At 64.5% G+C, this 23,854-nt stretch carries 19 protein-coding genes; 8 read left to right on the plus strand and 11 right to left on the minus strand.

The annotated features are described in order from the left end of the window. From FQK05_RS19535 to FQK05_RS19565, 7 genes are all read right to left on the minus strand, one after another. On the minus strand, positions 1 to 937 hold a 937-nt coding region (locus tag FQK05_RS19535; RefSeq protein WP_199252717.1), incomplete at its 3' end, for an Orn/Lys/Arg decarboxylase N-terminal domain-containing protein. Between the two features lie 287 nt (positions 938 to 1,224). Further along, the gene (locus FQK05_RS19540) at positions 1,225 to 3,003 is read right to left on the minus strand and encodes a dipeptide ABC transporter ATP-binding protein (RefSeq protein WP_158970020.1); all 1,779 of its coding nucleotides are present in this window, start codon (positions 3,001 to 3,003) and stop codon (positions 1,225 to 1,227) included. 1 nt (position 3,004) lies between these two features. Beyond that, complete coding sequence (locus FQK05_RS19545) at positions 3,005 to 3,853, minus strand: ABC transporter permease (protein ID WP_158970022.1); 849 nt, start codon at positions 3,851 to 3,853, stop codon at positions 3,005 to 3,007. Next, entirely contained in the window at positions 3,850 to 4,797 is a 948-nt protein-coding gene (locus tag FQK05_RS19550; protein ID WP_158970024.1) for an ABC transporter permease, read from the minus strand. The genes FQK05_RS19545 and FQK05_RS19550 overlap by 4 nt, the downstream gene beginning before the upstream one ends. Positions 4,798 to 4,823: 26 nt before the next feature. Next, complete coding sequence (locus FQK05_RS19555; protein WP_158970026.1) at positions 4,824 to 6,380, minus strand: ABC transporter substrate-binding protein; 1,557 nt, start codon at positions 6,378 to 6,380, stop codon at positions 4,824 to 4,826. A gap of 59 nt (positions 6,381 to 6,439) precedes the next feature. Further along, the gene (locus FQK05_RS19560; RefSeq protein ID WP_158970027.1) at positions 6,440 to 7,552 is read right to left on the minus strand and encodes a C45 family autoproteolytic acyltransferase/hydolase; all 1,113 of its coding nucleotides are present in this window, start codon (positions 7,550 to 7,552) and stop codon (positions 6,440 to 6,442) included. Beyond that, the gene (locus tag FQK05_RS19565) at positions 7,552 to 8,421 is read right to left on the minus strand and encodes an alpha/beta fold hydrolase (RefSeq protein ID WP_158970029.1); all 870 of its coding nucleotides are present in this window, start codon (positions 8,419 to 8,421) and stop codon (positions 7,552 to 7,554) included. Before FQK05_RS19565 ends, FQK05_RS19560 begins: the two co-directional genes overlap by 1 nt. A gap of 157 nt (positions 8,422 to 8,578) precedes the next feature. Here FQK05_RS19565 and FQK05_RS19570 point away from each other — a divergent pair, with 157 nt between their 5' ends. After that, positions 8,579 to 9,241: a GntR family transcriptional regulator gene (locus FQK05_RS19570; protein ID WP_158970031.1), complete on the plus strand. Its 663-nt coding sequence runs from the start codon at positions 8,579 to 8,581 to the stop codon at positions 9,239 to 9,241. A 48-nt stretch (positions 9,242 to 9,289) separates the two neighbouring features. Beyond that, on the plus strand, positions 9,290 to 10,534 hold the full coding sequence (locus tag FQK05_RS19575; protein ID WP_158970033.1) for a serine hydrolase domain-containing protein: 1,245 nt from the start codon (positions 9,290 to 9,292) through the stop codon (positions 10,532 to 10,534). A gap of 472 nt (positions 10,535 to 11,006) precedes the next feature. Here FQK05_RS19575 and FQK05_RS19580 read toward each other — a convergent pair whose 3' ends face one another. Both FQK05_RS19580 and FQK05_RS19585 read right to left on the minus strand, forming a co-directional pair. Next, positions 11,007 to 11,240: a hypothetical protein gene (locus FQK05_RS19580; RefSeq protein WP_158970035.1), complete on the minus strand. Its 234-nt coding sequence runs from the start codon at positions 11,238 to 11,240 to the stop codon at positions 11,007 to 11,009. A gap of 26 nt (positions 11,241 to 11,266) precedes the next feature. Next, positions 11,267 to 12,187, minus strand: coding sequence for a DUF1254 domain-containing protein (locus FQK05_RS19585; protein WP_158970037.1), 921 nt, complete (start codon positions 12,185 to 12,187; stop codon positions 11,267 to 11,269). Between the two features lie 364 nt (positions 12,188 to 12,551). Between FQK05_RS19585 and FQK05_RS19590 the strand changes: the two genes are divergently transcribed. From FQK05_RS19590 to FQK05_RS19600, 3 genes are read left to right on the plus strand one after another with little or no spacing between them, the layout of a single operon-like run. After that, complete coding sequence (locus FQK05_RS19590; RefSeq protein WP_158970039.1) at positions 12,552 to 12,779, plus strand: hypothetical protein; 228 nt, start codon at positions 12,552 to 12,554, stop codon at positions 12,777 to 12,779. Positions 12,780 to 12,813: 34 nt separating this feature from the next. Continuing rightward, a complete protein-coding gene (locus FQK05_RS19595; RefSeq protein ID WP_158970041.1) occupies positions 12,814 to 14,091 on the plus strand; it encodes an NAD(P)/FAD-dependent oxidoreductase in 1,278 nt (425 codons plus the stop codon). A 7-nt stretch (positions 14,092 to 14,098) separates the two neighbouring features. Next, positions 14,099 to 15,004: a LysR family transcriptional regulator gene (locus FQK05_RS19600; RefSeq protein ID WP_158970043.1), complete on the plus strand. Its 906-nt coding sequence runs from the start codon at positions 14,099 to 14,101 to the stop codon at positions 15,002 to 15,004. A gap of 43 nt (positions 15,005 to 15,047) precedes the next feature. Here the strand turns inward: FQK05_RS19600 and amaB are convergent, their stop codons facing one another. Further along, positions 15,048 to 16,568: an L-piperidine-6-carboxylate dehydrogenase gene (amaB, locus tag FQK05_RS19605; RefSeq protein WP_407644513.1), complete on the minus strand. Its 1,521-nt coding sequence runs from the start codon at positions 16,566 to 16,568 to the stop codon at positions 15,048 to 15,050. Between the two features lie 867 nt (positions 16,569 to 17,435). Here amaB and repA point away from each other — a divergent pair. The 3 genes from repA to FQK05_RS19620 all read left to right on the plus strand — a co-directional run bounded on the left by repA (position 17,436) and on the right by FQK05_RS19620 (position 21,019). Beyond that, positions 17,436 to 18,638 (plus strand): plasmid partitioning protein RepA, encoded by a 1,203-nt coding sequence (gene repA, locus FQK05_RS19610; protein ID WP_158970047.1) that lies wholly within the window; start codon positions 17,436 to 17,438, stop codon positions 18,636 to 18,638. Continuing rightward, on the plus strand, positions 18,635 to 19,567 hold the full coding sequence (gene repB / locus FQK05_RS19615) for a plasmid partitioning protein RepB (protein ID WP_158970049.1): 933 nt from the start codon (positions 18,635 to 18,637) through the stop codon (positions 19,565 to 19,567). Before repA ends, repB begins: the two co-directional genes overlap by 4 nt. A gap of 282 nt (positions 19,568 to 19,849) precedes the next feature. Next, positions 19,850 to 21,019, plus strand: coding sequence for a helix-turn-helix domain-containing protein (locus tag FQK05_RS19620; protein WP_158970051.1), 1,170 nt, complete (start codon positions 19,850 to 19,852; stop codon positions 21,017 to 21,019). Positions 21,020 to 22,567: 1,548 nt separating this feature from the next. Here FQK05_RS19620 and FQK05_RS19625 read toward each other — a convergent pair. After that, positions 22,568 to 23,851 carry an ArgE/DapE family deacylase gene (locus FQK05_RS19625; RefSeq protein WP_158970053.1) on the minus strand — a complete coding sequence of 428 codons (1,284 nt, stop codon included), beginning with the start codon at positions 23,849 to 23,851 and terminating at the stop codon, positions 22,568 to 22,570. Positions 23,852 to 23,854 lie beyond the last annotated feature (3 nt).

Raw genomic sequence — 23,854 nt, forward strand, 5'->3', positions numbered from 1 at the left:
GCGGGTTCGCCGCGATCTTGGCCTTGATCGCCTCGGGCTCGAACTCGGTCCGCTGAATCGGGCCGATGATGCCCCAGCTGTTCCGCGTGGGCTTCAGGAAGACCGGAATGGCACCGGTCATGATGATCGAATGCAGGATCGACTTGTGGCAGTTGCGGTCCACGACCACCACGTCGCCCGGCGCCACGGTGTGGTGCCAGACCATCTTGTTCGAGGTCGAAGTGCCGTTGGTCACGAAGAAGCAGTGATCGGCGTTGAAGATCCGCGCGGCATTGCGTTCGGATGCCCCGATGGCGCCGTTGTGGTCCAGAAGCTGGCCCAGTTCCTCGACCGCGTTGCAGACATCGGCCCGCAGCATGTTTTCGCCGTAAAACTGGTGATACATCTGCCCGATGGGCGACTTCAGGAAGGCCACGCCGCCGGAATGGCCCGGGCAGTGCCACGAATAGGATCCGTCCTCGGCGTAATCCAGCAGCTGCTTGAAGAAGGGCGGCTGGATGCTTTCCAGATAGTACTTGGCTTCACGGATGATCACGCGGGCAACGAACTCCGGCGTGTCCTCGAACATGTGGATGAAGCCGTGAAGCTCGCGCAGGATGTCGTTCGGCAGGTGGCGAGAGGTCTTGGTCTCGCCATAGACGAAGATCGGCACGTCGCTGTTCTTCCAGCGCACTTCCTCGATGAAGGTGCGCAGGTTGACGACGGCAGCGTCCAGGTCGGGACCCGTGGTGAATTCCTCGTCATCGATCGACAGCACGAAGGCCGAGGCGCGGCTTTGCTGTTGGGCGAACTGGGACAGATCGCCATAGCTGGTGGCGCCCAGCACCTCGAATCCTTCTTCCTCGATGGCCGCGGCCAGCGCGCGGATCCCCAGGCCCGAGGTGTTCTCGGACCGGAAATCCTCGTCGATAATGATGATGGGGAAACGAAACTTCATCGACCTCTCCCGAGGATGCGTGGCTTTCGCCGCGTTGTGGTCATTGCTCGCCGCCGCCGTCAAGGCCGTTGTGCGGCGGCTTGGCCGGACCACTGCGAATGCACGTAGGGCCGCCATCATTATAAGGTGTGTCTATTGATGACGTTGGCAAATGCCGGCTGACCCGCCGGGGCCGACGGGCAACTCTTGTTCGGCCTTCCGACAGCTTCCGACCGGGGCGAAAGGACGACGTCGCGGGCGGTCCGGCCATTGCCCGCGACTTCAGCCAATGTCACGGGGCCGCCGCCCTAGGCCGCCCCAGCCCCGATCTCTGCCTCTGCCCGGACGGCGACGCGGTGACCCTTTCCGGCCTCGATCAACCGGTACGGATCGTCCACCCGTGTCGCGTCGTAATACTCGAAGGCATTGTCGGACAGGTCCGGCGCCGGATCTTCGGCCAGGCGCAGTCCCTCGGGCCCCTTCTCCAGCCGCGGCGATGCACCCAGAAGCCTGCGCGTATAAGGATGACGCGGCGCGGCGAACAGGTCCGGTGTCGCCGCTTCTTCCATCAGGCGGCCCTTGTGCAGGACGTAAAGCCGGGCGCACAGCTGTTCCACGATGTGCAGGTCGTGACTGATGAACAGGCACGCAAAGCCGAATTCGGCCTGCAGGCGCTTCAGCAGTGCCAGGATCTGCGCCTGGATGGTGACGTCGAGTGCCGAGACGGGTTCGTCCGCGATGATCAGGTCGGGCTGGGCAATCAGGGCGCGGGCGATGGCCACCCGCTGGCGCTGGCCGCCCGACAGCGCATGGGGGAACCGGTCGGCCATGTTCCGGTCCAGCCCCACCGCCTCCAGCATGTCATGCGCCGCGGTCTGACGTTCCGCGGCCGTCAGGCTGCGGTCGTGGCGCAGGCCCTCGCGGACGATCTGCCCGATCCGCATCCGCGGGTTCAGGGACGAAAACGGGTCCTGGAACACCATCCGGATCCGGCGGCGCAGGCGGCGTTCCCCGGCTGCCGGCAGCTCTCCGAAAGCCTGCCCGTCAAAGACCACCCTGCCCGCCGTCATCGGCGTCAGGTCACAGATCGCCCGGCCGATGGTGCTTTTGCCGCTGCCGGATTCACCCACAAGCCCCACGAACTCGCCCGGCGCCACGGTTAGCGAGACGTCGCGTACCGCGTGATGAACGGTTCGGCCAAACAGCCCCATGAGCTTCTTTTCGGTAAAATCGACGCTAAGGCCTTCCACCGTCAGAAGCGGCACGCCAGCGCGGCCCGCGACCGGGGTGGGCGTACCCAGCTGCGCCGCATCCAGCAGGCGGCGGGTATAGGGGTGCTGCGGCCGGGCCAGCACCGCGCCGGTGTCGCCGCCTTCGACAAGATTGCCTTTCTCCATCACCGCGATCCGGTCGGCATAGCGCGCGACCACCGCCAGATCGTGCGAGATCAGGATGACGGCGGTCCCGCTGGCGCGGGCCACGTCCTGCATGATGTCCAGCACCTCGCGCTGGACCACGGCATCCAGCGCGGTCGTGGGTTCGTCCGCGATCAGAAGCCGGGGTTTCAGCATCATGACCGAGGCGATCATGATCCGCTGCCGCATGCCGCCAGAAAATTCGTGCGGATAGCGGTTCAGGAGCGTTTCCGGCCGATCCAGCCGCACCTGCCGCAGCATATCCAGCGCGTGGTCGCGGATCTGTGCCTCGGTCAGGTCGGTGTGCAGGCGCATCGCCTCGAACATCTGCTCGCCGATGCGCATCGACGGGTTCAGCGACGACAACGGTTCTTGGAAGATCAGCCCGATGGACCGGCCGCGCAACAGGCGCAGTTCCTCGGCGCTTTCGGGGGCCGTGATCTCGTGCCCGTCGAAGCGGATCCGCCCGCGGCTGACCCGACCCGCCTTTGGCAAGAGGCCCATGATAGACCGGCCGATCATGCTCTTGCCGCTGCCGGATTCGCCGACCAGCGCCAGCACCTCTCCCGGCTTCAGGGTCAGGTTGACGCCGTTCACCACGGACACAGACCCGAACGAGATATCCAGGTCCTCGACCGTCAGCAGGTCGGCCGGTTTCGCTTGCCCGTTCATCTCAGATCGTCTCCTTCGACGGGGCGGCGGCCGATTTCGGATCCAGTTCGTCCCGCAGCGCATCGCCCAGCAGGTTGACCCCCAGAAGCGAGATCGAGATGCAGATGCCCGGCAAAAGGCCCAGCATCGGATGACGCATGAGGTGGGCCTTGGCCTCGGACAGGATGTTGCCCCAGCTGGGTTCCGGGGGCGGCACGCCCAGCCCCAGGAAGCTGAGCGCGCTTTCCGCCAGAAGGACCCAGCCGAACATCATCGTGGTCAGCACGATCAGCGCCCCGACACAGTTCGGCAGGATGTGCACCACCAGCGTGTAAAGCCGCGAATTCCCCATCGAGGCCGAGGCCTCGACGAATTCGTTCTGGCTGATCGACAGGACGGAACCGCGGACCAGCCGCGTGACCGCGGGAAGATAGGCCACGGACAGCGCGATGATGACGCCGAAGCGGTTCGCCCCGATCACCGCCATCAGGCCAAGGGCGATCAGCAGGCCCGGAAAGGCCATGAGCGCGTCCAGCACCATGATCAGCAGCCGGTCGAACCAGCCGCGGAAGAATCCGGCGGCGGCGCCCAGCAGCGTGCCCAGCATCACCGGGATCACCAATGTCGCCAGCCCGATCGAGACAGAGACCCAGGCCCCCCGCATCAGGCGGGACAGCACGTCGCGGCCGAACATGTCGGTCCCGAACGGATGCGCGGCGCTGGGTTGGGCGAAGCGGTTCAGAAGGTCGGATTTCAGCGGGTCGTATGGGGTCCAGACCGCGCCCAGGAAGGCGGTCGCCAACACGGCGGTCAGCAGGACCATGCCGATGAGGCCATTGGGTTTGCCCAGAAGGCGGGACAGGAAAGTCACGACAGGCGTACCTTGGGGTCGAAGAAGGAATAGGCGATGTCGATCAGCAGGTTCGTCACGACATAGATCATGGCGATGAACAGCAACGCGCCCTGCAGGACCGGATAGTCCCGGCCATAGATCGAATCCACCAGAAGCCGGCCCAGCCCCGGCAGGGTGAACACGGTTTCGGTCACCGCCGCCCCGGCCAGAAGACCGGCCATCGCGATGCCGACCATGGTCAGCGTCGGCGCGAAGGCGTTGGGAAAGACGTGCCGCCACAACACCTGCCGTTCCGGCAGACCCTTGGCACGGGCATGGGTGATGTAGTCACGGTTCATCACCTCCAGGCTGCCGGCCCGCATCATCCGGGTCATGACCGCGATTTCCGACAGCGCCAGCGAGGTGACGGGCAGGATCAGGAAGGTGATCCCCAGCCCGAAATCCTGCGACATCGACACGAAGCCGACCGTCGGCAGCCAGCCCAGCATCGCGCCGAAGACCACCAGCAGCATCAGGCCGACCCAGAAGCTGGGCATCGACAGCTTCAGGATCGTCAGCACGACGATGGCATAGTCGGTGCGCGAATTGTGACGGTGCGCCGCGATCTGGCCCAGCGGCACCGCCACGATCAGCGCGGTGGCCATCGACAGCAGCACCACCGTCGCGGTCACGCCGAAACGATCCCAGATCAGCGCGCCCACCGGCTGCCCGGTGCGGACGGAAACGCCCAGATTGCCGGACAGCAGTTCCCGCAGCCAGGCCAGGAACTGCACCGGAAGCGGCTGGTCCAGGCCCAGCTGCTGGCGCATCATCTGCAATGTCGCCTCGTCGTCGACATTGCCGCCCAGCATGATCATCGCCGCATCGCCCGGAAGCGCCCGGACAAGGCAGAAGACGATGACGGCCACGATGATGAGGGTTGGAACCGACATCAGCAATCGTCTGAGAACGAAGGTGATCATGGCCGTCTACTCCCGGTCGCCGCGGATCAGTCCGACACCCGCAGCATCCAGCCGCGCAGGACGCCCGCGCCCCAGTTCTGGAAGCCGTCGACCCTGTCCGACATGCCGGTGAACAGCATCCGGTGCCCCAGCCCGATGGCCGGGATCTCCTCGTTGAACATGCGCGACAGCTGGTCGATGATCTCCTGCAGGCGCTCGGGATCGCCGGTCTGAAGCGATTCATAGACCAGCGCGATCGCTTCGGGGTTCTGCCAGGCCTTGCGGGGGGCATCGCCGGTGAACATCTCGAAGCTGAGCCCCGGATGAAGCCGCGGCGAGAAGGTGAAGGACTGCATCACGTAGCCTTCGCCGGACTGATAGGCCTCCAGCTGGGTGCCCCATTCCACGACTTCCAGCGTGGCGTTGAAGCCGGCATCCATCAGCATCGCCTGCGCCATCAACGCGCGTTCGTAATAGGCCCCGTTCCGGCGGGTGGCGAGGATCTTGATCTCTTCCCCGTTGTAGCCCGCATCGGCCATCAGCGATTTCGCCAGGTCGACGTCATAGGCGGGGTATTCGGCCTCAACCGCGGTGAAGTTCTTCGACATCGGCGGCACGGGCGACGGCGACGCCGCGCCGAAGCCTTCGGTAATCGCGGCCATGATCTGGTTCGGGTCGATGGCATGGGCCATCGCCTGCCGGATGCGCACATCCTGAAGGATCGGCGCGCTGGGACTGAGGAGATAGGTATCCCACACCGCCGACTGGGTCGCATCGATCTTGAAGCCGGGTTGGCCGTCAAGCTCTGCCGCCGCAATGGCATCGAGTGCCACAAGATCCAGGTCGCCGGCCTGCAGCGCGGTCTTGGCCACGGCACCTTCGCTCACGATCTCGAAGCGCAGCGTGTCGACCTCGGCATGCTTGCCGCCGCCCAGGCCGTTCGGTTCCCCTTCACGGCTGGAATAGTCGACAAAGCGGTCCAGTTCGACATAGCGGCCAGGCTTGTGGTCGCCCATCATGTAGGGGCCGGTGCCGATGGGCGCGTTCCACGACCCGTCGGCATTCACCGAATCCGGGTGAAGGATGCCCATGGACCCGCAATCGAACCGCGCCATCGTGGCCAGGAACACGGCAAAGGGACGGTCCAGCGTGACGACGAAGGTGTCATCGTCTACGGCTTCCGCCGATACGACCTTCAATCCGTTCGTCCCGTTGAAGTAGGTCTTGCAGTGGCTTTCCGAGGCCTCGCCCGCCAGGCGGTTCCACGACCACTCGACGTCCTGCGCCGTCATTTCCGCGCCGTTGTGGAACTTGACCCCGTCGCGCAGGTGGAAGGTATAGGTCAGCCCGTCGTCCGAGACGTCCCAGCTTTCGGCCAGCATCGGGATGATCTCGAAATTGTCGCCATAGGTCACCAGACCCTCGACGTACTGGCTGTGCACGATGTCGGTGTTGCCGTCGCGGGTGACGCCCGGGTTGGTGCCCCGGATGTCGGCGTTCAGCGCCATGCGCACCATGCTGTCAGCCATCGCGGGCGTGGCCAGGGCCAGCCCGGCAGCGGTTGTTGCAAGAATGGGCCCGAAGAGTCTGAGTTTCGCGTTCATGGTGGATCCCTGTGGTTCTTATGGGTTGCGGCACCGACGGGCGGTGCCGGAATGCCGTTTCAGTGAAGGGTGAAACGGGTCGTCGTCGTGTCGGCATAGGGCAGCTGGCGGATCCGCATCTCGCCCGCGCCCGCATCCATCAGGACCATCGCCACGGTGGCCGACAGATAGGCGTTGGTTTCACCCTCGTTGCCTTCGGGCGTCCGGATGATCCCGCGCGGCGCGCCGAACCTGTCGTCCAGCGCCCCGGCCAGCGTATCGAGCGTATGGGCCTTGCCGCCCGCCTCGATCAGTTTCCGAAGACGACGGTCGCGGAACAGTGTGTCGGCGCCCCGCGCGATGCCCACGTCACGTTCCCGCACGCGGGCCGCGGGGCTGGTGAAATGATTCGAATGGGTCAGACAGGGGCCGTCCGGGGCCTGCCAGTAGATCTGGTCGGGCGTGGTTTCGAAGTTCAGGCAATCGCCGCTGGTGGCACAGCTGACAGTCATGTTGTTCGAAACCGTCCGCGGCAGGCGGTAGAGTTCGGTCAGAGCCTGGGAATAGCCGCCCGCTTCCAGCACGCGCCGGCGGATCACCGACAGGGGCACGCCGAAGGGCGCCGTGCCGTCCTGGCCCGACGCCAGGTTGTTGCCGGTGATGGCCACGCCTTCCGAATTGAACCCGGCCCGGGCCAGCCCGCCCGCCTCGACAAAGGTCAGGACATCGGGGCCGTGTTCGCGCCTAATGCGCAGGACAACGGTGCTGTCGGCGCAGTCGGGCAACCAGTCCCAGTTCTGGACATGCAGCAGCCGCCCGCTTTCCGTCATCTCCGGCAGGACCACCGCGGCGGTACAGCCGTCATCCAGCTTCGACGGATCCTTCGGCCGCTGGGCGTGCAGATTGATGATCTCGCTCCGGCCATTGATGACCAGCACTTCCCCCAGCTGGACGCCTGCCCCTTCGGCGATGCCTTCCAACTCCTCCACCGCGTCGGGCGCCCGTGCGGCAAGGCTGTCGCGCAGGCGGGCAGCATAGGCCAGCACGCTGTCCCAGCTCAGCCCCGCTTCCTCGAAGAGGCTGCGATAGACGCCCAGCCCGTGGCGGATCTGCGTATCGGCGGCACGGCCATAGGCAAGGCCCCGGGCACGGGGCGTGCCCTCGATCTCGACCAGTTTCGGAACCGGGGCCATCAGCGCACGCCCGGCGCCGGCAGGCGGTCCGTCAGCACATCGGTGAAGAAGCGTTCGACATAGGGGAACACGCCCCGCATGTCGTGGGGCACACCCGGCGCGATGTCGTGCCAGACGTCGACGCCGCGCGATTGCAGCGACTGGCGCAGGCTGTGCAGCCGTTCGTTCCGGTCCTTGCCGGCGCTGTTGGCGCCGGGGATGAAGCGCGGCGAATCCTCGGGGAACGTGATTTCCCAGCTCTCCAGGTCCTGCGCGCCGACCGACAGGTGCACCTTGACCTGCTTCAGCGCGTCGAAATCAATGCCGCGCCCGAAGACGTCGGCAAAGTTCCGGATGCCCGGCCACCAGTCCATCGTCTCGTCCAGAAGCGTGACCGACCCGGGAGCCCCGACCGAGGCTGCCTTCAGCCGTTCGGGATGCAGGTACAGGAATCGGTGCGTGAAGTGCCCACCCCCCGAGAAACCGAACAGCATGAACTTCTCGAAGCTGCGCTTCAGCAACGCGCCCGCTTCCTCGACCATGGCCAGCAGCACCTCGTCATAGCGGATCTCGCCCTCGATGATGTACTTGTAGCCGCCGGATTCCATGTCGCCGCGCACACCGACCGGGAACAGCGGCGCCAGGATCACGCAGTTGTTGAAGCGGCCAAAGCCCGAGAACGCATCGCGATACAACGACTGAAGCCGCATGGTGCCGTGGACCGCGACCAGCATGTCCAGATCACGGTCCGGTTCGTCCCAGGCGCTTTCGGGGATGTAGAGCGTATAGGAAAAGCGCGGATCCGCCTTGCAGGCGATGATGGTCGTCTCTCCGGTCAGGTACAGGGATCTGAGGCGGTCCTGGGGGCTGTCCCCAACTCTCGGCAACATTCTTGGCGGTCTCCGGCATGCGATGTGAGGGCGAGACTAGGCCCCGGAATCGGTGGCGTCAAAATATTTTAACAATTTGGCGCCAATTTTGTGGAAGATATTGAGCGGCGCCTCGCAGATGCGTAAGGTGATCCTGAAACAGCGGGATACGGGCAGCATGAGTGCATCAGAACTAGAGACCGGCGCCTCGCGGCGCTCCTCGGACGAGATCGCGCAGCAGATCGTGACCGACATCAACAAGGGGGCGCTCAGCCCCGGGGAATGGCTGAAGCAGATTGACCTTGAACGGCGCTATGGCTGCACCCGGATCAAGGTGCGGGATGCGCTGACCAACCTGCATTCCAAGCGGCTGGTCGAACATATCCCGAACCGCGGCTACCGCGTGCCCATGCCCGATGCCCAGAGGCTGCGCGAGGTGGGCGAGGTGCGGGTGCTGCTGGAATGCCGGGCCGCCGCCGACGTGATCGAATACGCGACCGATGACGATATTGCCGAGCTGCGCCAGTATGCCGAGGACTTCCAGCACGCGGCGTATCACGGCACGTCCTTCGCCCAGATCGAGGCGAATTTCGCCTTTCATTCCAAGTTCTACAACCTGTGCCGCAGCGCCGTGCTGCGCGAGCTGCTGTTCGACCTGCGCCAGCGCGGGCCCGCAGCACCCGTCGGCCAGTGGCAGACGATGTTCCAGCTGCAACAGGCAACCCAGGGCCATTTCGACTTGGTCGACGCGATCGAGAGGCGCGACCTTCCGTTGCTGCAGGCGACCATCGCCAGCCATATCGGCGGCACGCCAAAGCCCGCGCCCGGGCAGCCGGACTGACCCGGGCGCCCGCACGCGGACGACGCGCACTCAAAGGACGGGACCGACATGATGACCTATGACACCGCAACTGCCGCCGACCTGGGCCTGATGCAGGGCTTCCCGCCCCCGCCCGACAAGCAGGTGACGCTGGAAAACGGGTTCTGGATCCCCCCGTACAACCGGTGGGCCTATCAGAACATGCGCCGGCTGATGCCCAGTGCGCCCCTGCGCCCTGCCGACACGCCGATCCCGCTGGACCGTGCTCCCGACAACCGGATCGCCGCCCTGACGATCAAGCGGCCCGACGGATCTGCCGCCGATTTCGACAGCTTCCTGCGCGAGACCTTCACCGACAGCCTTGTCGTCATGGCCGGCGACCGGATCGTCCATGAAAGCCTGCTAAACGGCATGACCGCCCGGACCCCGCACCTGATGATGTCCTGCACCAAGTCCTTTGCGGGCCTCTTCGCGCTGATGCTGGTGGACGAAGGCCGTGCCGACGAAGGCGACCGGATCGCCGATCTGCTGCCCGACGTGGCGCTTGGCTCCGGCTTTGCCGAAGCGACGCTGGGACAGGTCCTGGACATGACCAACTCGCTTCATTTCAACGAGGATTACGCCGACACCCGGTCCCATATCCACGACTATGCCCGGATCACCGGGCTGGGGGACCGAACCGGCCATGACGGGCTGCCGCGCACGATCCAGGACTACCTGTGCCAGATGGAACAGGAAGGCGGCATCGCCCATGGCGCCGCCTTCCATTACCAAAGCCCGAAGACCGACATGCTGAACTGGGTCAACTCGCGGTTGGCCGGGAAGCCCTTCACCCGGCAGGCCGAGGACCGGCTGTGGTCGCCCCTTGGCACCGATGGCGAGGCCTATGTCCTGCTGGATCCGGCCGGAACCGAAATCGCGGCGGGCGGGCTGAACGCCACACCCCACGACCTGGCACGCTTTGCCGCGATGATCGCCGCGCGCGGGGCCTGGAAGGGCCGGCAGCTGGTCCCCGCCCGCGTGATCGATACCATCGCCCGGGGCGGTTCGACCGACCTCTTCATGGCAAGCCGCGAAGGCGCGGGCCTGATGGCCGACGGACACTGGAGCTATCGCGCCCAATGGTGGGTGCGCCGCACCCCGGGGCGCGAGGCGATCACGGCACAGGGTATCTATGGCCAGTGGCTCTACTGCGACATCGAACGCGGCATCGCAATCGTCAAGCAAAGCTCGCAACCCGTGGCGGTGGAAGAGGCCTTCGACGACTACACGATCACTGCCTTCGACCGGATCGTCGAGACACTGACCCCCTGACCGGGCGGCGCCCGGTCGCGTCCTCGACAGATTGCCCGGATCCGTGGGGCGTTCTGCACATGCCGGGACCCGTCGCTGCAGAATACCGGGTAGCGCGTGGCCGGTATGGCATGACGTGCAGGATCCGGCCTTGGCCCGCGCCCCGCGGTCCTTGCTGACGCTGCCCGCCACCGGCATGGCGCGGACCTCGCGCAATGCGACCGGCAATCCGGTCAGTCGCAGAGTTTCTTCAAATCGGCAGGGGCTTCGCTGTGGCGGTGGCAAAGACCGCGCGGGCCCCCTGCCCCGCTTCTGCCGACACCGCCGGCACGGCGGGTGGCGCCCCTGGCCGGGTTACCGGTGCCGCCTATGCCGGTGGCACCGGCCCTTTGCATCGCAACCCGCCCACATGTGGCTGCCGACCCGGATCGCCGAGCTTCGGAAGACGCGAACTTACGGCACGGGCGACCGTGCCGCACCAAGGCATCAGAACCTAACAGAAAACGCAGAAAAGAAGCGCCGCGACCGACGCCGAGAGCGTGACGGCCGCGAACAGGCACGGCCCGAAGGCGCGCTTGTCGATGCGCAGGACGACCAGCTCGCGGTCGCTTGGCCGTCCGTCCCATTGCCGGACGGAAACAAGCTCGGTCCGGCGTTCCAGCAACGGAACGAAATCCACGAACTCGACGCGGTGATAGGGCCCTTCAATTCTGTGCTCTGGATACATTGGGTCGCCTCCTGAAGCAGGTCCACTCAATCTTCGGTTGCAAAAGACAATCTGTCCAGTCGGTTTCTTCTGCGGGCCGGCAAAATACCGCGCGCCCCTTCTCCAATCATGGCAAGGGCTTGGCCATGCTGCCTGAACGCCGTGAGCCGCTTGCGGTCGGGATAGGAATAGGCGTCAGGGTTGCGGGGATCGAACGGGATGGTGCGTGCAGTCACGTTGCCGACAGCCATGGCATCGGTCAGGATCGCCTTCGTCCGGTCGTCGGGCGCGAAGGGCTGCCCCTTGCGGATCCCGATCGCAACAAAGAGCCCGACCTTGTCCGGGTCGACCCAGTCGGCTGGTTCCGCCTGCACGACCTGGTTCAGTTGTTCGAAGAAGCTGAAGTCGTTGGCGCTGATCGTGTTGAACCGGACGCCCGAGGCGTTAAAGAATTCGGCTTCCGGCGAGGCGCACCCCCCGTTCGTGGCGCCATGGTGAAAGAGCTTTGTGCCCTGCATCATCTGGTCGACCGCCGCAGCGATGTCGCAGTCCTTCACGAAGGCACGGAAGAAGTAGAAAAGCGTGTTCGTGCGCAGTTTCTGGACGAAACAGCCTTGGGTCGGAAGCTTGCCGTCATGGCCCGGGGGCAGGAACAGGTACTTACCGCCCTTGCCGGCAGCCGGCCCGGTCAGGCCCACATACGTCACCCAGCGAAAATCGGCATCATCGACCGGCCCCAGGACACCGGAGGGCACCTCCAGCGCGACCGGCCCGTCCGAAAGGTCGAGACAGGCCAGACCGCAGACCGTCGTGGTGTTGGGCGTCAGGAGCAGCGACCGCGCGTCGATCAGGTCTTCGGTGATGTTGACGCCCCGGTTCGGCTTGATCCCGATACTGTCCAGACCGCTGCAGATCGCGCGGACCGAGGTCGCGGAAATGCCGGTCAGGAACGCGTCGACCCCGCGCATGAAATCGATGTGTCATAGACCGCCTGAACGGTCCGGTCGTCTGGCGCCCCGTTTGCGACGGACAGCGTCCCGATCCGGGTTTCGACGCTGTCGGAGATCGTGATCCTTGCCGGCACGTCCGCGGAACAGGTCTGCCCCGACTGCGCCGGCGCCGCCGGTCCCGTAAAGCGCGATCGCCCCGACCGTCGCGGCGTACCTGATCATCAGTCTCATAAAATTCCACCCTTGCGGCATTCCCTGATCCGCCTGGAACAAAGGATGCACGTCCGGCGGCCATTCCCCTATCGGTTTCTGGCGCCCCCGGTCATCGGGACGGTGGCTGGCGGCGACGCACCGTCCCGCGGGCCTTCCAGTCCGTCCCACCTTGCCGGCCACCGGGCTGCGCGATGCCATCGCGGCACAGGCCGGTGTCGCAAGGGCCCAGGTCATCGTCGGCACCGGCGCCAAGCAAGTGCTGGCCGATGCGATGCTGCCGACGCTGGATAGAGGGAACAAGGTGATCATGGCCGCACCCTACCGGACCAGCCAATACGACATCGTGGCGCTGGCGGGTTGGCATGGCTTGCGCACTTCCCCGGGGCCGATGATATAGCGGGCAGGACGCCCGATCTCAGCGAGACTGCGCAATGACACCCATGACCAACCTCTGGACCCATTCCAACACCGAAACCGCAGCGACACAGCCGCTGACGGCGGACGCGGTGGCGGACCTCGTGATCATCGGCGCGGGCTTTACCGGCTGCGCCGCCGCGCTGGAAGCAGCGCGCGCCGGCAGGAAGGCCGTGGTGCTGGAGGCGCAGACCATCGCCCATGGCGGATCGGGCCGGAACGTCGGTCTGGTCAATGCCGGCCTGTGGCTGAAACCGGACGAAGTCGTCGCCCAGATGGGAGAGGCCGCAGGCTCCCGCCTGACCGAGGAACTGGGCAAAGGCCCGGCCGCGGTCTTTTCGCTGATCCGCGAATACGACATGGATTGCGAGGCGACGCCCGCCGGGACCCTGCACCTGGCCCATTCCCAGGCCGGGCTGGCCGATCTTCAGGACCGGTTCCGACAGGGCAACCGCCTGGGCGCACCGGTGCAGATGCTGGACCGCGACGAAACCATCCGGCGCACGGGGTCGCAGGCCTTTCACGGCGCGCTGCTGGATCCGCGGGCGGGTACGGTCCAGCCGCGGGCCTATTGCACTGGGCTGGCCCGGGCCGCGATCTCGCTTGGCGCGTCGATCCACGAGACCAGCCCGGTGACCCGGATCCGGCATGTGGACGGGACCTGGCAGGTCTCGAGCAATGGGCACACCGTCACGGCGCCCGCGCTGCTGGTGGCGACCAATGCGTATCACCAGCTGGCCAGCGGCGCCTATGCGCCGCAATACGTGACCGTGAACTACTGCCAGTTCGCGACCGCACCGATGACCGACGCGCAGCGTGACCAGGTCCTGCCGGGTGGCGAAGGCTGCTGGGACACGGCGCTGGTGATGTCCTCGGTCCGCACGGACAGGGCCGGGCGGCTGATCGTCGGCGGCATGGGACAGTCCGACGGCCCCGGCGGCGCAATTCATGCCGGATGGGCCCGGCGAAAACTGGCGAAGCTCTATCCCGAGCTGGCCGACCTGCCTTTCGAACATGCCTGGTCAGGCCGCATCGCCATGACCAGCGACCATGTCCCGAAGGCCGTGGAATTCGGGCCATCCGCCTATGCCGTCTTCGGCTTTTCCGGGCGCGGCATCTGCCCCGGCACGGTGATCGGCACGGCCGCCGCGAAGGCGCTGACCGGCGCGGGCGCCGACGCGATGCCGATGCCGGTGGTCCGGGGCTACAGCGAACGGTTCACCGGGCCCCGGTCGGCCTATTACGAATTCGGCGCGACGCTGACCCATGCCCTGAACCCCGGGATCCTGGGGTAACGGCACCATGACCATCCCCCCGCGCAGCGCGCTTGCGGATCTGCGCCTGCTGCAGACCTTCGAAAGTGCGGCGCGGCACGGCAACTTTACCCGCGCGGGCGAGGAACTGGCCCTGACCCAAAGCGCCGTCAGCCGCCATATCCGCGAGCTGGAGGCGCAAGTGGGTCAGCCCCTGTTCGAACGCGTGCGCGGCCGTGTCGTCACCACCCCGGCCGGAGAGATCTTCCGGCAGGAGGTCGTGGCCCTTCTTCACATGGCCGAAGTCACGATGCGCCATGCCCGCGCCGGCGCAGGGGAACGGCGCCTCTTGTCGGTCAATGCCCTGCCGACCTTTGCCCTGCGCTGGCTGTCGCCGCGGCTGCCCGCCTATCTGCAGGATCATCCGGAAATCCGGCTGGACCTGACCACGCGCACGGGCATGTTCGATCTGGTGCAGGCGCGGTGCGACCTGGCGATCCATTTCGGCGACCCGGTCTGGCCTGGCGCCACCTGCACCTACCTGTGTTCCGAAATCATGGTGCCGGTCGCCGGCGGCGCCCTGCGCGACCGGACCGTTCGCACAGCCTCCGACCTGCTGGAAACGCCGAAGCTGCAGCTTTCGGAACGCCCCGGACTCTGGGGCGACTGGTTCAGCCGCTGCGGTCTGGAACCTCCGGTGGGCGAGGACGGGCATTGGTTCGACCAGTTCACCCTGAAAATCGAGGCAGCGAAGGCCGGCCTGGGCTATGCCCTTGTCCCCCGCTACTTAATCGAGGAGGAACTGGCCTCGGGCGCCTTGCGGATCGTGCTGGATGCGCCGCATTCGACCAGCAAGGCCTATTACCTGGTGGTGCCCGAAGGGCGCGAGGCCGGCGTCAGGCCGTTCTGCGACTGGCTGATCGAACAGGTCCAGTTCCGGCCCCTGGCCCGCTAGGTGGCCGCAAAGGGTCTGCCTCCTGTGCCGCGACCCCTTCCCTTCAGCCGATGTCGAAGACGACGCCCTGCGCCAGCGGAAGGTTTTTCGAATAGTTGATCGTGTTCGTCGCCCGCCGCATGTAGGCGCGCCAGGCATCCGACCCGGATTCCCGGCCGCCGCCAGTTTCCTTTTCACCCCCGAAGGCCCCGCCGATCTCGGCACCCGAAGTACCGATGTTCACGTTGGCAATTCCGCAGCCAGATCCCCGGGCGGACAGGAACACCTCCATCTCGCGCAGGTCGGTGGTGAAAATCGACGAGGACAGGCCACCGCCGACATCGTTATGCAGCTCCAGCACCTCGTCGAAGTCCGAATATTTCATCACGTAAAGGATCGGCGCAAAGGTTTCGCGTTTCACCGGGCCGCACTGTTTAGGCATCTCGACCAAGGCGGGCTTGGCATAGAAGGCCGTGTCGGGACCGACCGACACACGCTCGCCGCCATGGACGGTGCCGCCCAGCCCGGCAGCTTCGGTCAGGGCGTCCTGCATGGATGCGAAGGCCGCCGCATCGATCAGCGGGCCGACCAGCGCCTGGCTTTCCAGCGGGTTCCCGACCGACACGCTGGCATAGGCGTTCTTCAGCGCCGGGACCAGCTGGTCATAGATGCTGTCGTGCACGAACAGGCGGCGCATCGTGGTGCAGCGCTGGCCCGCTGTGCCCATGGCGCCGAAGGCGATGGCCCGCAACGCCATATCCAGATCGGCCGATGGGCAGACGATACCGGCATTGTTGCCGCCCAGTTCCAGGATGCACTTGCCGAAGCGCGCGGCAACCTTCGGGCCCACGATCCGGCCCATCCGGGTCGACCCTGTGGCCGAGATCAGGGCGACCTTGTCGCTTTCGACCAGCGCGGCACCGACATCCGGCCCGCCGACCAGCACCTGGCTGAGGCCGTCGGGGGCGTCCGCGCCAAAGCGTGCGACAGCACGGTCGAAGACCGCCTGGCAGGCCAGCGCCGTCAACGGGGTCTTTTCCGACGGCTTCCAGATCACCGGATCGCCGCAGACCAAGGCCAGCGCCGCATTCCAGCACCAGGGCGCGCAGGGGAAGTTGAAGGCGGTGACGATACCGACCACACCCAGCGGGTGCCAGGTTTCCATCATCCGGTGACCGGGACGTTCCGTGGCGATGGTCAGCCCGTAAAGCTGCCGCGAAAGGCCCACGGCGAAGTCGCAGATGTCGATCATCTCCTGCACTTCGCCCAGACCTTCGGACGGGGATTTGCCCGCCTCGATCGAAACCATGCGGCCCAGGTCTTCCTTCGACTTTCGCAGTTCTTCGGCGAACAGCCGCACCAACTCGCCCCTGCGCGGGCCCGGCACCAGCCGCCAGGCGCGGAAGGCGATATTGGCCAGCGCGATGGCGGCCTCGGTATCCGCGGCCGAGTGGGTGGCCAGGCTTGCCACGGCTTCGCCGGTGACGGGCGAAACAACCGTCATGCCCCCGGCGACATCCAGCGGCGCCGTGACCCCGAAGGCATCCATCGTACGCGCGGTCAGGGTGGAGAGGTCTTCGGTCATCCTTGTCATCCTTGTCCTGTGATGCAGGGGGGCCATTACCTGGCGAGGTATGGCCAGGGCGCAGGAAGCGGCTTCGGCCCCGGCATTGCTTTGGTGAAGATCGGTGATGGGGGTGTCCCGGTCGGCTTTGAACCGGGCACGGCTGGAAATGGCGCTGAGCCTATGCACAGACCCGTCCCCCAGTTTGACCTGGAAGACGCCCGCGGCAGACCCCGGCAGGAGATCCTCGCAGGTGAAAGGGGTGGTTCGGCCAAGGCGGACCTCATGGACGGGCAACTGGCGGCAGACTAGACGGTCTGCTCTCCCGCGCCCAACGATGGGTCCGACTACCCCCATACGCTTTCGGAATGATTGCCCCCACCGTGGCCGGTCCCGACGCATGACCAAGATCCGGACGGACGCACGCATGGGGGCAGACCGACCCGCCCTGCCCTGCCAATGTTGCGCACGGGTCTGTGACCGGCCGGGTCGGGCAAAGCCCGGGCGCGCGAGGCCCGGCCGAGCTGCCGAATCCCCCGGGGAATCAAAAGCACGCGGGCGGACGCATATTGGGATCTTCGGGTTGCACGTCCGGGCGGAAGGCAGATGGCCGGAAACGGACGCCATTTTGGCCCCGACACGGTCCGCTTCGTCTGTGGATAAGCCGTGGAAAAAGCCATATCATTATATTTCAATGATTTACGAGGCAAAGCTCATTGGTGCTTCATGATTGGGAACGCTTGCAGGCCGGATTTCCATGGTCCAGCGTCCCGAGACAATGGAACAAACTGTTGTCATTGGAACATGATGCGGGCATAGACTGGACGGAAGAAGACAAAAAATCGGGGATCAAGCGTTCCTTACCCCAAAAATGACCCGGGCAGACAGATGGCAGAAGCTCTTCATGAGCACCTTACGGGATTTGCAAGCGACCTGACAGCCGCCCTGAAGGCGCTGTCGGAAAGTTCATTTGCCCCCCACGAGGTGAAGACCTTACGGAGTTTTTCGGCTGGCGAAGCCAGCTATTATCTTGGCGTGGGCGACGGATACCTGCGCAAGGCCCATCACGAGGGCCGGATCCCCGATGTCGAGATGGGGCCGGGAAACCGGCGCAAGTACACGGCGGAACAGATCGACCAGATCCGGCACGTTCTGGCCGAAACTGCGAAGAACCCGAACCAGTTCCGCCCCGGCCGCCGCGATCTGGCAACAGAAGACATGCAGGTCTGGGCCTTCGTGAACTTCAAGGGCGGCAGCGGCAAGACGTCGACGGCCATCCATACCGCGCATGCGCTCAGCCTGCGGGGCTACAAGGTGCTTGTTGCCGACTGCGATCCACAGGCCTCGTTGACGACATTCTTCGGCTATCAGCCCGAAATCGATTTCTTCGACAGCGGCTCGCTTTACGACGCGATCCGGTATCGCGATCAGGAGACCGGCGAAGGTCCGAAGCCGATCACCGATATCATCCGCAAGACCTATTTTCCGAATCTCGACCTGGTACCCGGTGGCATCCAGGTGGCCGAGTTCGAGCACGAGACACCTTCGGCGCTCAGTCGGGGCGAATTGCCGGTCTTCTTCGACAAGATCCGCGACTGCTTGAAGCCGGTCCGGGACGAATACGACATCGTCATCCTCGATTGTCCGCCTCAGCTTGGCTATGTCACGCTTTCGGCGATCTGTGCGGCGCGAAACATCCTGATGACGATCATTCCGGAACGCGTCGACATGGCATCGGCCGCACAGTTCCTGAACATGGCCTCGAGCCTGACGGAGGTCCTGCACGAGAATGCCGGTGTCGGGCTATTCGACAATTTCCGGTTCCTCCTCAGCCGCTACGACACGTCGGTGGCGACCCAGGTCGATCTTGCGTCCTTCCTGAAGGACCTGTTCGGCGATGCCGTGATGAAAGCCCCGTTCCTGAAATCCTCGGCCGTCAGCGAAGCCGGGATTTCCCAGCAGACTGTGCTGGAGGTCGACCTGACCGAGGTCAAGAACCGCAAGACCTATGAACGCGCCATCCACTCCGTCCACGAGATCGTCGAAGAGATGGAGACGATGATCCAGGCCAACTGGGGACGAAGCGCATGAGAAAGGATCTTCTTGCCTCCAGCCTCAAGGCCGTGAAGGACGGAAAGCAAAGCCCGCAACCGGTGCCGGACGCGCCGCGCAAGATGTCGGGCGTGCGTGCGGTTCAGAAGGGTCTGGACCATCTCGCCTCTGGTGCGGCCCGCGCGATTGCGACGGACCAGATTGCCGACAGTGCAGTCCAGGACCGCTTCGATGTCAGCGACGGGATCGACGACCTTGTCGAATCCATCCGGGCCTCGGGCCAGAAGTTGCCCGTACTGCTGCGACGTCGGCCGGAAGCCGTACGACCCTACGAGGTGGTCTATGGCCGCCGTCGGATCGAGGCGTGCCGGCGTCTGGACATCGACGTTCAGGCCTATGTCGTCGATATGGACGACCGCGAGGCACTGATCTCGCAAGGTCTGGAAAACGCCGCACGGCTTCAGCGCAGCTATATCGAACAGGCCGTCTATGCCGAACAGCTTCTGGATCACGCCTTTACTCGGGAAGAGATCATGGAAGTTCTGGCGGTCGACAAGACCACGATCAGCCGGATGCTGGGCGTCGTGACGGGCATCCCGCGTCAGGTCATCAATGCGATCGGTCCGGCGCACGACGCCGGACGGCGGCCCTGGCTGCAGTTGCGGGACGTTTTTCAGCAGGATCCGGGACTGACGACCGATCGGGTTCTGCCGCTTGTCGACGGGTCCCTGCCCAGTGGAGAAAGGCTCCCTGCCCTTCTGAGGCAACTGACCGCCAAACCGACACCAGCCCCCCGCCCTGCCCCGGTCAAGCGCGATGTCGCCGACGGCAGGCTTCGGCTGGAACGTCATGCCGACCGCGTTTCGGTCTGGGTACGCGACGATGCCCTTAGCGGTTTTTCCGAGTTCCTCGACAGCCGCATGGATCAGTTGCTGTCCGAGTTTCATAACGCCCGGTCCGGCGACTGACGCGCGATCCGTCCGTTGACCACTGGTCAATTTAGGGTTTAGGCCGGACCTAAATTGACCAGTGGTCAACTCTCAAGAAGAAGAACCACTTCCCGGTCAACAGCCGCGGATCCGAGCAGCAAACAGAAACAGGAGCAGACATCCGAGCAAAAAGAAACCCCCCGAAGGCGGTGCAGCACTCCAGAGGGTCCCTGTAACTTAGACACTTACTAGGTAGCCCGAAAGTTCAGTCTCTGCAACACCGATTTCGGTGAATGGCTTTTCTTTGCCGTCTGAAAATCGATGTACACGGACAACGCCACGGCACTTTCGGTCGAGGCGCAGGGCAACTGCGCGCTTCATGACCCTCACCTGGAAACCTATGGCGCCATCGCCACCCAACCGCATTTCAGGCCTGTCCTGCGGCGCGACCTGATGATTGCGCTGAACCGGATCTCCCGCGATCTTGGACTGCGTGCGCCCACGGTCATGGTGGTCGAAGCACTTTTGAGCTGCTTGCCCTGCAAGGACCCGAAGACCGGACGCGACATGCCAATCACTCCCCTGACGCTCCTTACGGTCTTCGCTGCGAATGACACGCTCTGCTTTCGCTGCAAGGGCATCACAGACCGTCAACTGCGCCGTCATCTTCAGAAACTGGAGGACGCGGGCCTTGTTCACCGCCGGGACAGCGCCAATGGCAAACGCTTTCCCATCCATCAGGGCGGTCAGATCGTCGGCGCCTACGGGATCGACCTGTCCCCCCTTCTTGCCCGGTCCGCGGACATTCTGGACCGGGCACAGCGGCACGCGGAACAACAGGCAGAGCTTCGCGGTTTGAAATCCCGCATCCAACGCCTGCGGGCCGAATGCCTGCGCCACGACCCCGACGCCCAGACCATGGCCCTTATCGAAGACACCGGCCGAATCCTTCGGCGCGTGACATTGACCATTGCCATCGCCCGGTCCGTCCTTGAACGGCTGGGAAACATCCTTCTGGCCCTCGCTCCCCAAGCCACCACGTCAGAGGTCAAGCCAACCCCTGACCCGACCCTTGATCCCGTGGCCCCGCCCCGGCCCGCAGATGAAATGACCGCCACAGACGGACAGAATGTCCGGCACAAAGAACACCCAAAATCAGAATACAAAAAAGCCCGGATGCGAAAGGAACCATTCCGCTGGTCAGAACTGAAAACGATCTCGCAGTTCTTTCCCAAAGAACCAGGGTCCGAGTCCTCCTTGCAAGCGATCATCTACGACTTCGGAGCAATATTGCACGTCACGACCCAAACATTGACTACGGTCATCGCCAGAATGGGCAACGAACAGACCCTGCAGCTGCTGGATCGCATAGCAGGGAAGGGCGACAGCATCAGATCCCCCGAAGGCTATCTTCGGTCTACCCTCGACAGGGATTACCATCCGTCCTTCCAGACGCAGCGACCCTGTTCCCAAACTGCAGGATATGCCTGACTGGTTACCGCTCCATGTGCCTGTTCCGAAGCCCATGCCGAAGCTCCGTCCCTCGAACAGATGCGCTGAAGTTCACTTTCGCTCAGGGCTGTTCCCTGAGCGTGGTTACTGAGCATTTGACCAATTCCAGGCGGACCAGTCTTGCCGAGATCTCCGCATGGATGTGAGTTCAGCAGTAGTAGTCCATAGTCCGTAGCTGAAGCGTCGGACCAGCGAGCCGGGCATTCCGCTGTGAGAAGCAACATTGGATCGTGTGCTCGGAACTAGCGAAGCTGAGCGTGTGAACGAAGACCAAGAAGTGCCCGTCTATGACATGTCGGCAGGACGCGATGGTGGGAAGCACTCTCTGCTTGCGACAGTTGGTGGCAATGGACAACGCGGCTGCGCTTGCTCGGACCGGCTGCGCCAGTCCTACGGAGAATCCGGTCGTAGAACTTGTTTCGTTCCTTAGGCACAGGTTGCACCGTTCGATCAGTAGCGGCACGCAACCGATGTCTGGCCTTCGGCGGAAGTACAGCTTGAGCGGGGCGGTTGATGCGATGTGATCGACACGAATCCGCCGCAACAAAAGAACAGCCCTGGGTCATTGACCGGGGCAAAGCCTACATCGGGCGCGCGATGCGGATACTCCTGGGCCCGACACGTATGTTCAGAGCTTTGGTGCGGTCATCTGTCGTGACCCGCTATGCGGTTGGCCTGGCCCAGATCCCGGATCAAAATGCGCGCGTCCGGAAGACCAGATGGCGGCAACAGCCGGACAGGGCGCATAGTTCCAATAGTTGGCAAAGCTCCAACAGTCGGCGCTGGTCACTGATTTGGACGGAGCAATCGGTTGTCACCGGTCACGGACCCGACAGGCGAACATGCAGGGTCCGGAATTGACGGGTAAAGGGCCGTCTGCTGCTTCGATAACGGAATAAAGTGTGGGATTTCGTTCTGTTATTCTGTCTATTCCATTCTCATAAGTGGACTCTGAAGGCCCGGGCCTAATGTCGGGACTCTCACCAACTCGCCAGATCGGTTCCCTTGCTTCCCATGCAGAGGGTCAGAAGCGCAGCACATGACGGGCTTGATCGTTTTTCCCTGCGGCGTCCTTGATGTGATCCCGAGTGGCCCGACTTGGACCAGGGACCACGTCGTCTTTGGCAGGGCAGGGCGACCACCCGGAAGCAAATATGCAACCTGAGGCTGTAATTTGCCGCCTGCTCGACCCTGAAACCGTTCGCGCCGATCCGGCGCATTCAAGCCGTGGCCCGGAAAGTGTCAGCGCCGTACCCTCCCGATGTCCAGAAGATAAAATGCGTGCGGGGCAGCCGACGAGCCGAAAGAAGCGGCAGGACTGCCGGTCGGGCGTCACAGGCCGGGAGAGCTGCGCCGACAGTGCCAAGATCAAGTCGCGGGATCGGGGCGGTTGTCTGCTCCGGACCGCAGGCGGCAGCTTCCCTTACTTCGTTGCCAGGGCAGGGCAGCTTCGCTGTGTAACAGGGGGTCTTGCCCCGAAAAGCAGGGCGAAGACAGGACGACGCGATGGCGCCCTGCCTCAACTGTTCAGACGGCTTCCAGCCCGCACCACTCGGCGATAAAGAGCGCGATGGCCCCGGTGATCCGGCGGACCGAGGTCAGGTTGACCCGTTCGTCGAAGCCATGGATCGATTCCGAGTAGGGCCCGTAGACCAGGCACGGGGTTTGTCCGTAGATCACGAAGACGCGGCCATCCAGGTAGCCGGGCGTCACGAAGGATTCCAGCGGCTGGTCATAGCTGGCAAGGTGCGCCCGGCCCAGCGTGGCTTCGGCCTCGGACCCTTCTTCCAGCACATAGCCTTCGGCGAAGAAGCCGTTGAAGGTGACTGCGGGCGGGTTGTTGGCCAGAAAGGCGTTGGCTTGCGCCGCCTGTCGCAAACAGTCCTCGACCTCGCGCGCGGCGGTAGACGGGTTGTCGCCCGGAAAGATCGCGATGCGGCAATGGAATTCGCACCAGGCCGGGACCGAGGACGCCCAGTCGCCGCCCTCGATCTTGCCGACGTTGAAGTTGATCGGATGGTCGAGATCCTCGAAATAGCGGTGGTCTGCCTTGCGGGCGTTCCAGTCCTCTTCCAGACGACGCAGGGCGCGGATCAGGTCATAGGCGGCCTCGATCGCGTTGGCGCCGCTGCCTGCCTCGCGCACATGGACGGGGGCCCCCTGCACGCGGACCTTGAACCAGAGGACGCCCGTGTTGGCGCGGACCAGCTTGTCGTCTTCGGGTTCGGGGATGATGGCGGCATCGGCGTTGTAGCCGCGGAGGAGGGCGGCCAGCGCGCCGTTGCCGGTGCATTCCTCCTCGACCACCGATTGCTGGTAGAGCGTTGCGGCCGGCCGATAGCCCAGCCGTTTCAGCGCATCGACGGCAAAGATATTGGCCGCAATCCCGGCCTTCATGTCGGCGACGCCCCGACCGTAAAGCCAGTCGCCGTCGCGGCGCGGCTCGAAGGGTGGGGTGGTCCACATGTCCTCGGGCCCGGTGGGCACGACGTCGATGTGACCGTTCAGGACCAGCGATTTCCCGGTCTCGTTCTTCGGGCGCAGGGTGCCCACGACATTGATGGCATTGGAATAGTCGACATCGACAGGCGAAAACCCGGGATGGTGCTCGATGTCCTTCACGTCGATGGTCCAGCGATCCATCGTGTAGCCGCGGTTCTGCAGTTCGCGGTGCAGGAAATCCTGCGCGGTATGTTCCTGCCCCCGAAGCGAAGGATAGCGCGTCAGGGCCTGGGTGAAGGCGATCTGGTCCTCGAACCCGTCATCGACGGCCGAGAGGATCTTCTGCGTCAGGTCCGCGGACAGGGTCATGTC

Source organism: Chachezhania sediminis (assembly GCF_009765275.1).
Taxonomy (GTDB): domain Bacteria; phylum Pseudomonadota; class Alphaproteobacteria; order Rhodobacterales; family Rhodobacteraceae; genus Chachezhania; species Chachezhania sediminis.

What these genes read in the sequence shown, in the direction of transcription:
- amaB (WP_407644513.1), bottom strand. Translation starts at nt 16,568, where the DNA reads ATGACCGAAGACCTCTCCACCCTGACCGCGCGTACGATGGATGCCTTC.
- FQK05_RS19625 (WP_158970053.1), bottom strand. Translation starts at nt 23,851, where the DNA reads ATGACCCTGTCCGCGGACCTGACGCAGAAGATCCTCTCGGCCGTCGAT.
- repB (WP_158970049.1), top strand. Translation starts at nt 18,635, where the DNA reads ATGAGAAAGGATCTTCTTGCCTCCAGCCTCAAGGCCGTGAAGGACGGA.
- FQK05_RS19560 (WP_158970027.1), bottom strand. Translation starts at nt 7,552, where the DNA reads ATGGCCCCGGTTCCGAAACTGGTCGAGATCGAGGGCACGCCCCGTGCC.
- repA (WP_158970047.1), top strand. Translation starts at nt 17,436, where the DNA reads ATGGCAGAAGCTCTTCATGAGCACCTTACGGGATTTGCAAGCGACCTG.
- FQK05_RS19595 (WP_158970041.1), top strand. Translation starts at nt 12,814, where the DNA reads ATGACACCCATGACCAACCTCTGGACCCATTCCAACACCGAAACCGCA.
- FQK05_RS19570 (WP_158970031.1), top strand. Translation starts at nt 8,579, where the DNA reads ATGAGTGCATCAGAACTAGAGACCGGCGCCTCGCGGCGCTCCTCGGAC.
- FQK05_RS19580 (WP_158970035.1), bottom strand. Translation starts at nt 11,240, where the DNA reads ATGTATCCAGAGCACAGAATTGAAGGGCCCTATCACCGCGTCGAGTTC.
- FQK05_RS19620 (WP_158970051.1), top strand. Translation starts at nt 19,850, where the DNA reads ATGTACACGGACAACGCCACGGCACTTTCGGTCGAGGCGCAGGGCAAC.
- FQK05_RS19555 (WP_158970026.1), bottom strand. Translation starts at nt 6,380, where the DNA reads ATGAACGCGAAACTCAGACTCTTCGGGCCCATTCTTGCAACAACCGCT.
- FQK05_RS19540 (WP_158970020.1), bottom strand. Translation starts at nt 3,003, where the DNA reads ATGAACGGGCAAGCGAAACCGGCCGACCTGCTGACGGTCGAGGACCTG.
- FQK05_RS19575 (WP_158970033.1), top strand. Translation starts at nt 9,290, where the DNA reads ATGATGACCTATGACACCGCAACTGCCGCCGACCTGGGCCTGATGCAG.
- FQK05_RS19600 (WP_158970043.1), top strand. Translation starts at nt 14,099, where the DNA reads ATGACCATCCCCCCGCGCAGCGCGCTTGCGGATCTGCGCCTGCTGCAG.
- FQK05_RS19585 (WP_158970037.1), bottom strand. Translation starts at nt 12,187, where the DNA reads ATGCGCGGGGTCGACGCGTTCCTGACCGGCATTTCCGCGACCTCGGTC.
- FQK05_RS19550 (WP_158970024.1), bottom strand. Translation starts at nt 4,797, where the DNA reads ATGATCACCTTCGTTCTCAGACGATTGCTGATGTCGGTTCCAACCCTC.
- FQK05_RS19565 (WP_158970029.1), bottom strand. Translation starts at nt 8,421, where the DNA reads ATGTTGCCGAGAGTTGGGGACAGCCCCCAGGACCGCCTCAGATCCCTG.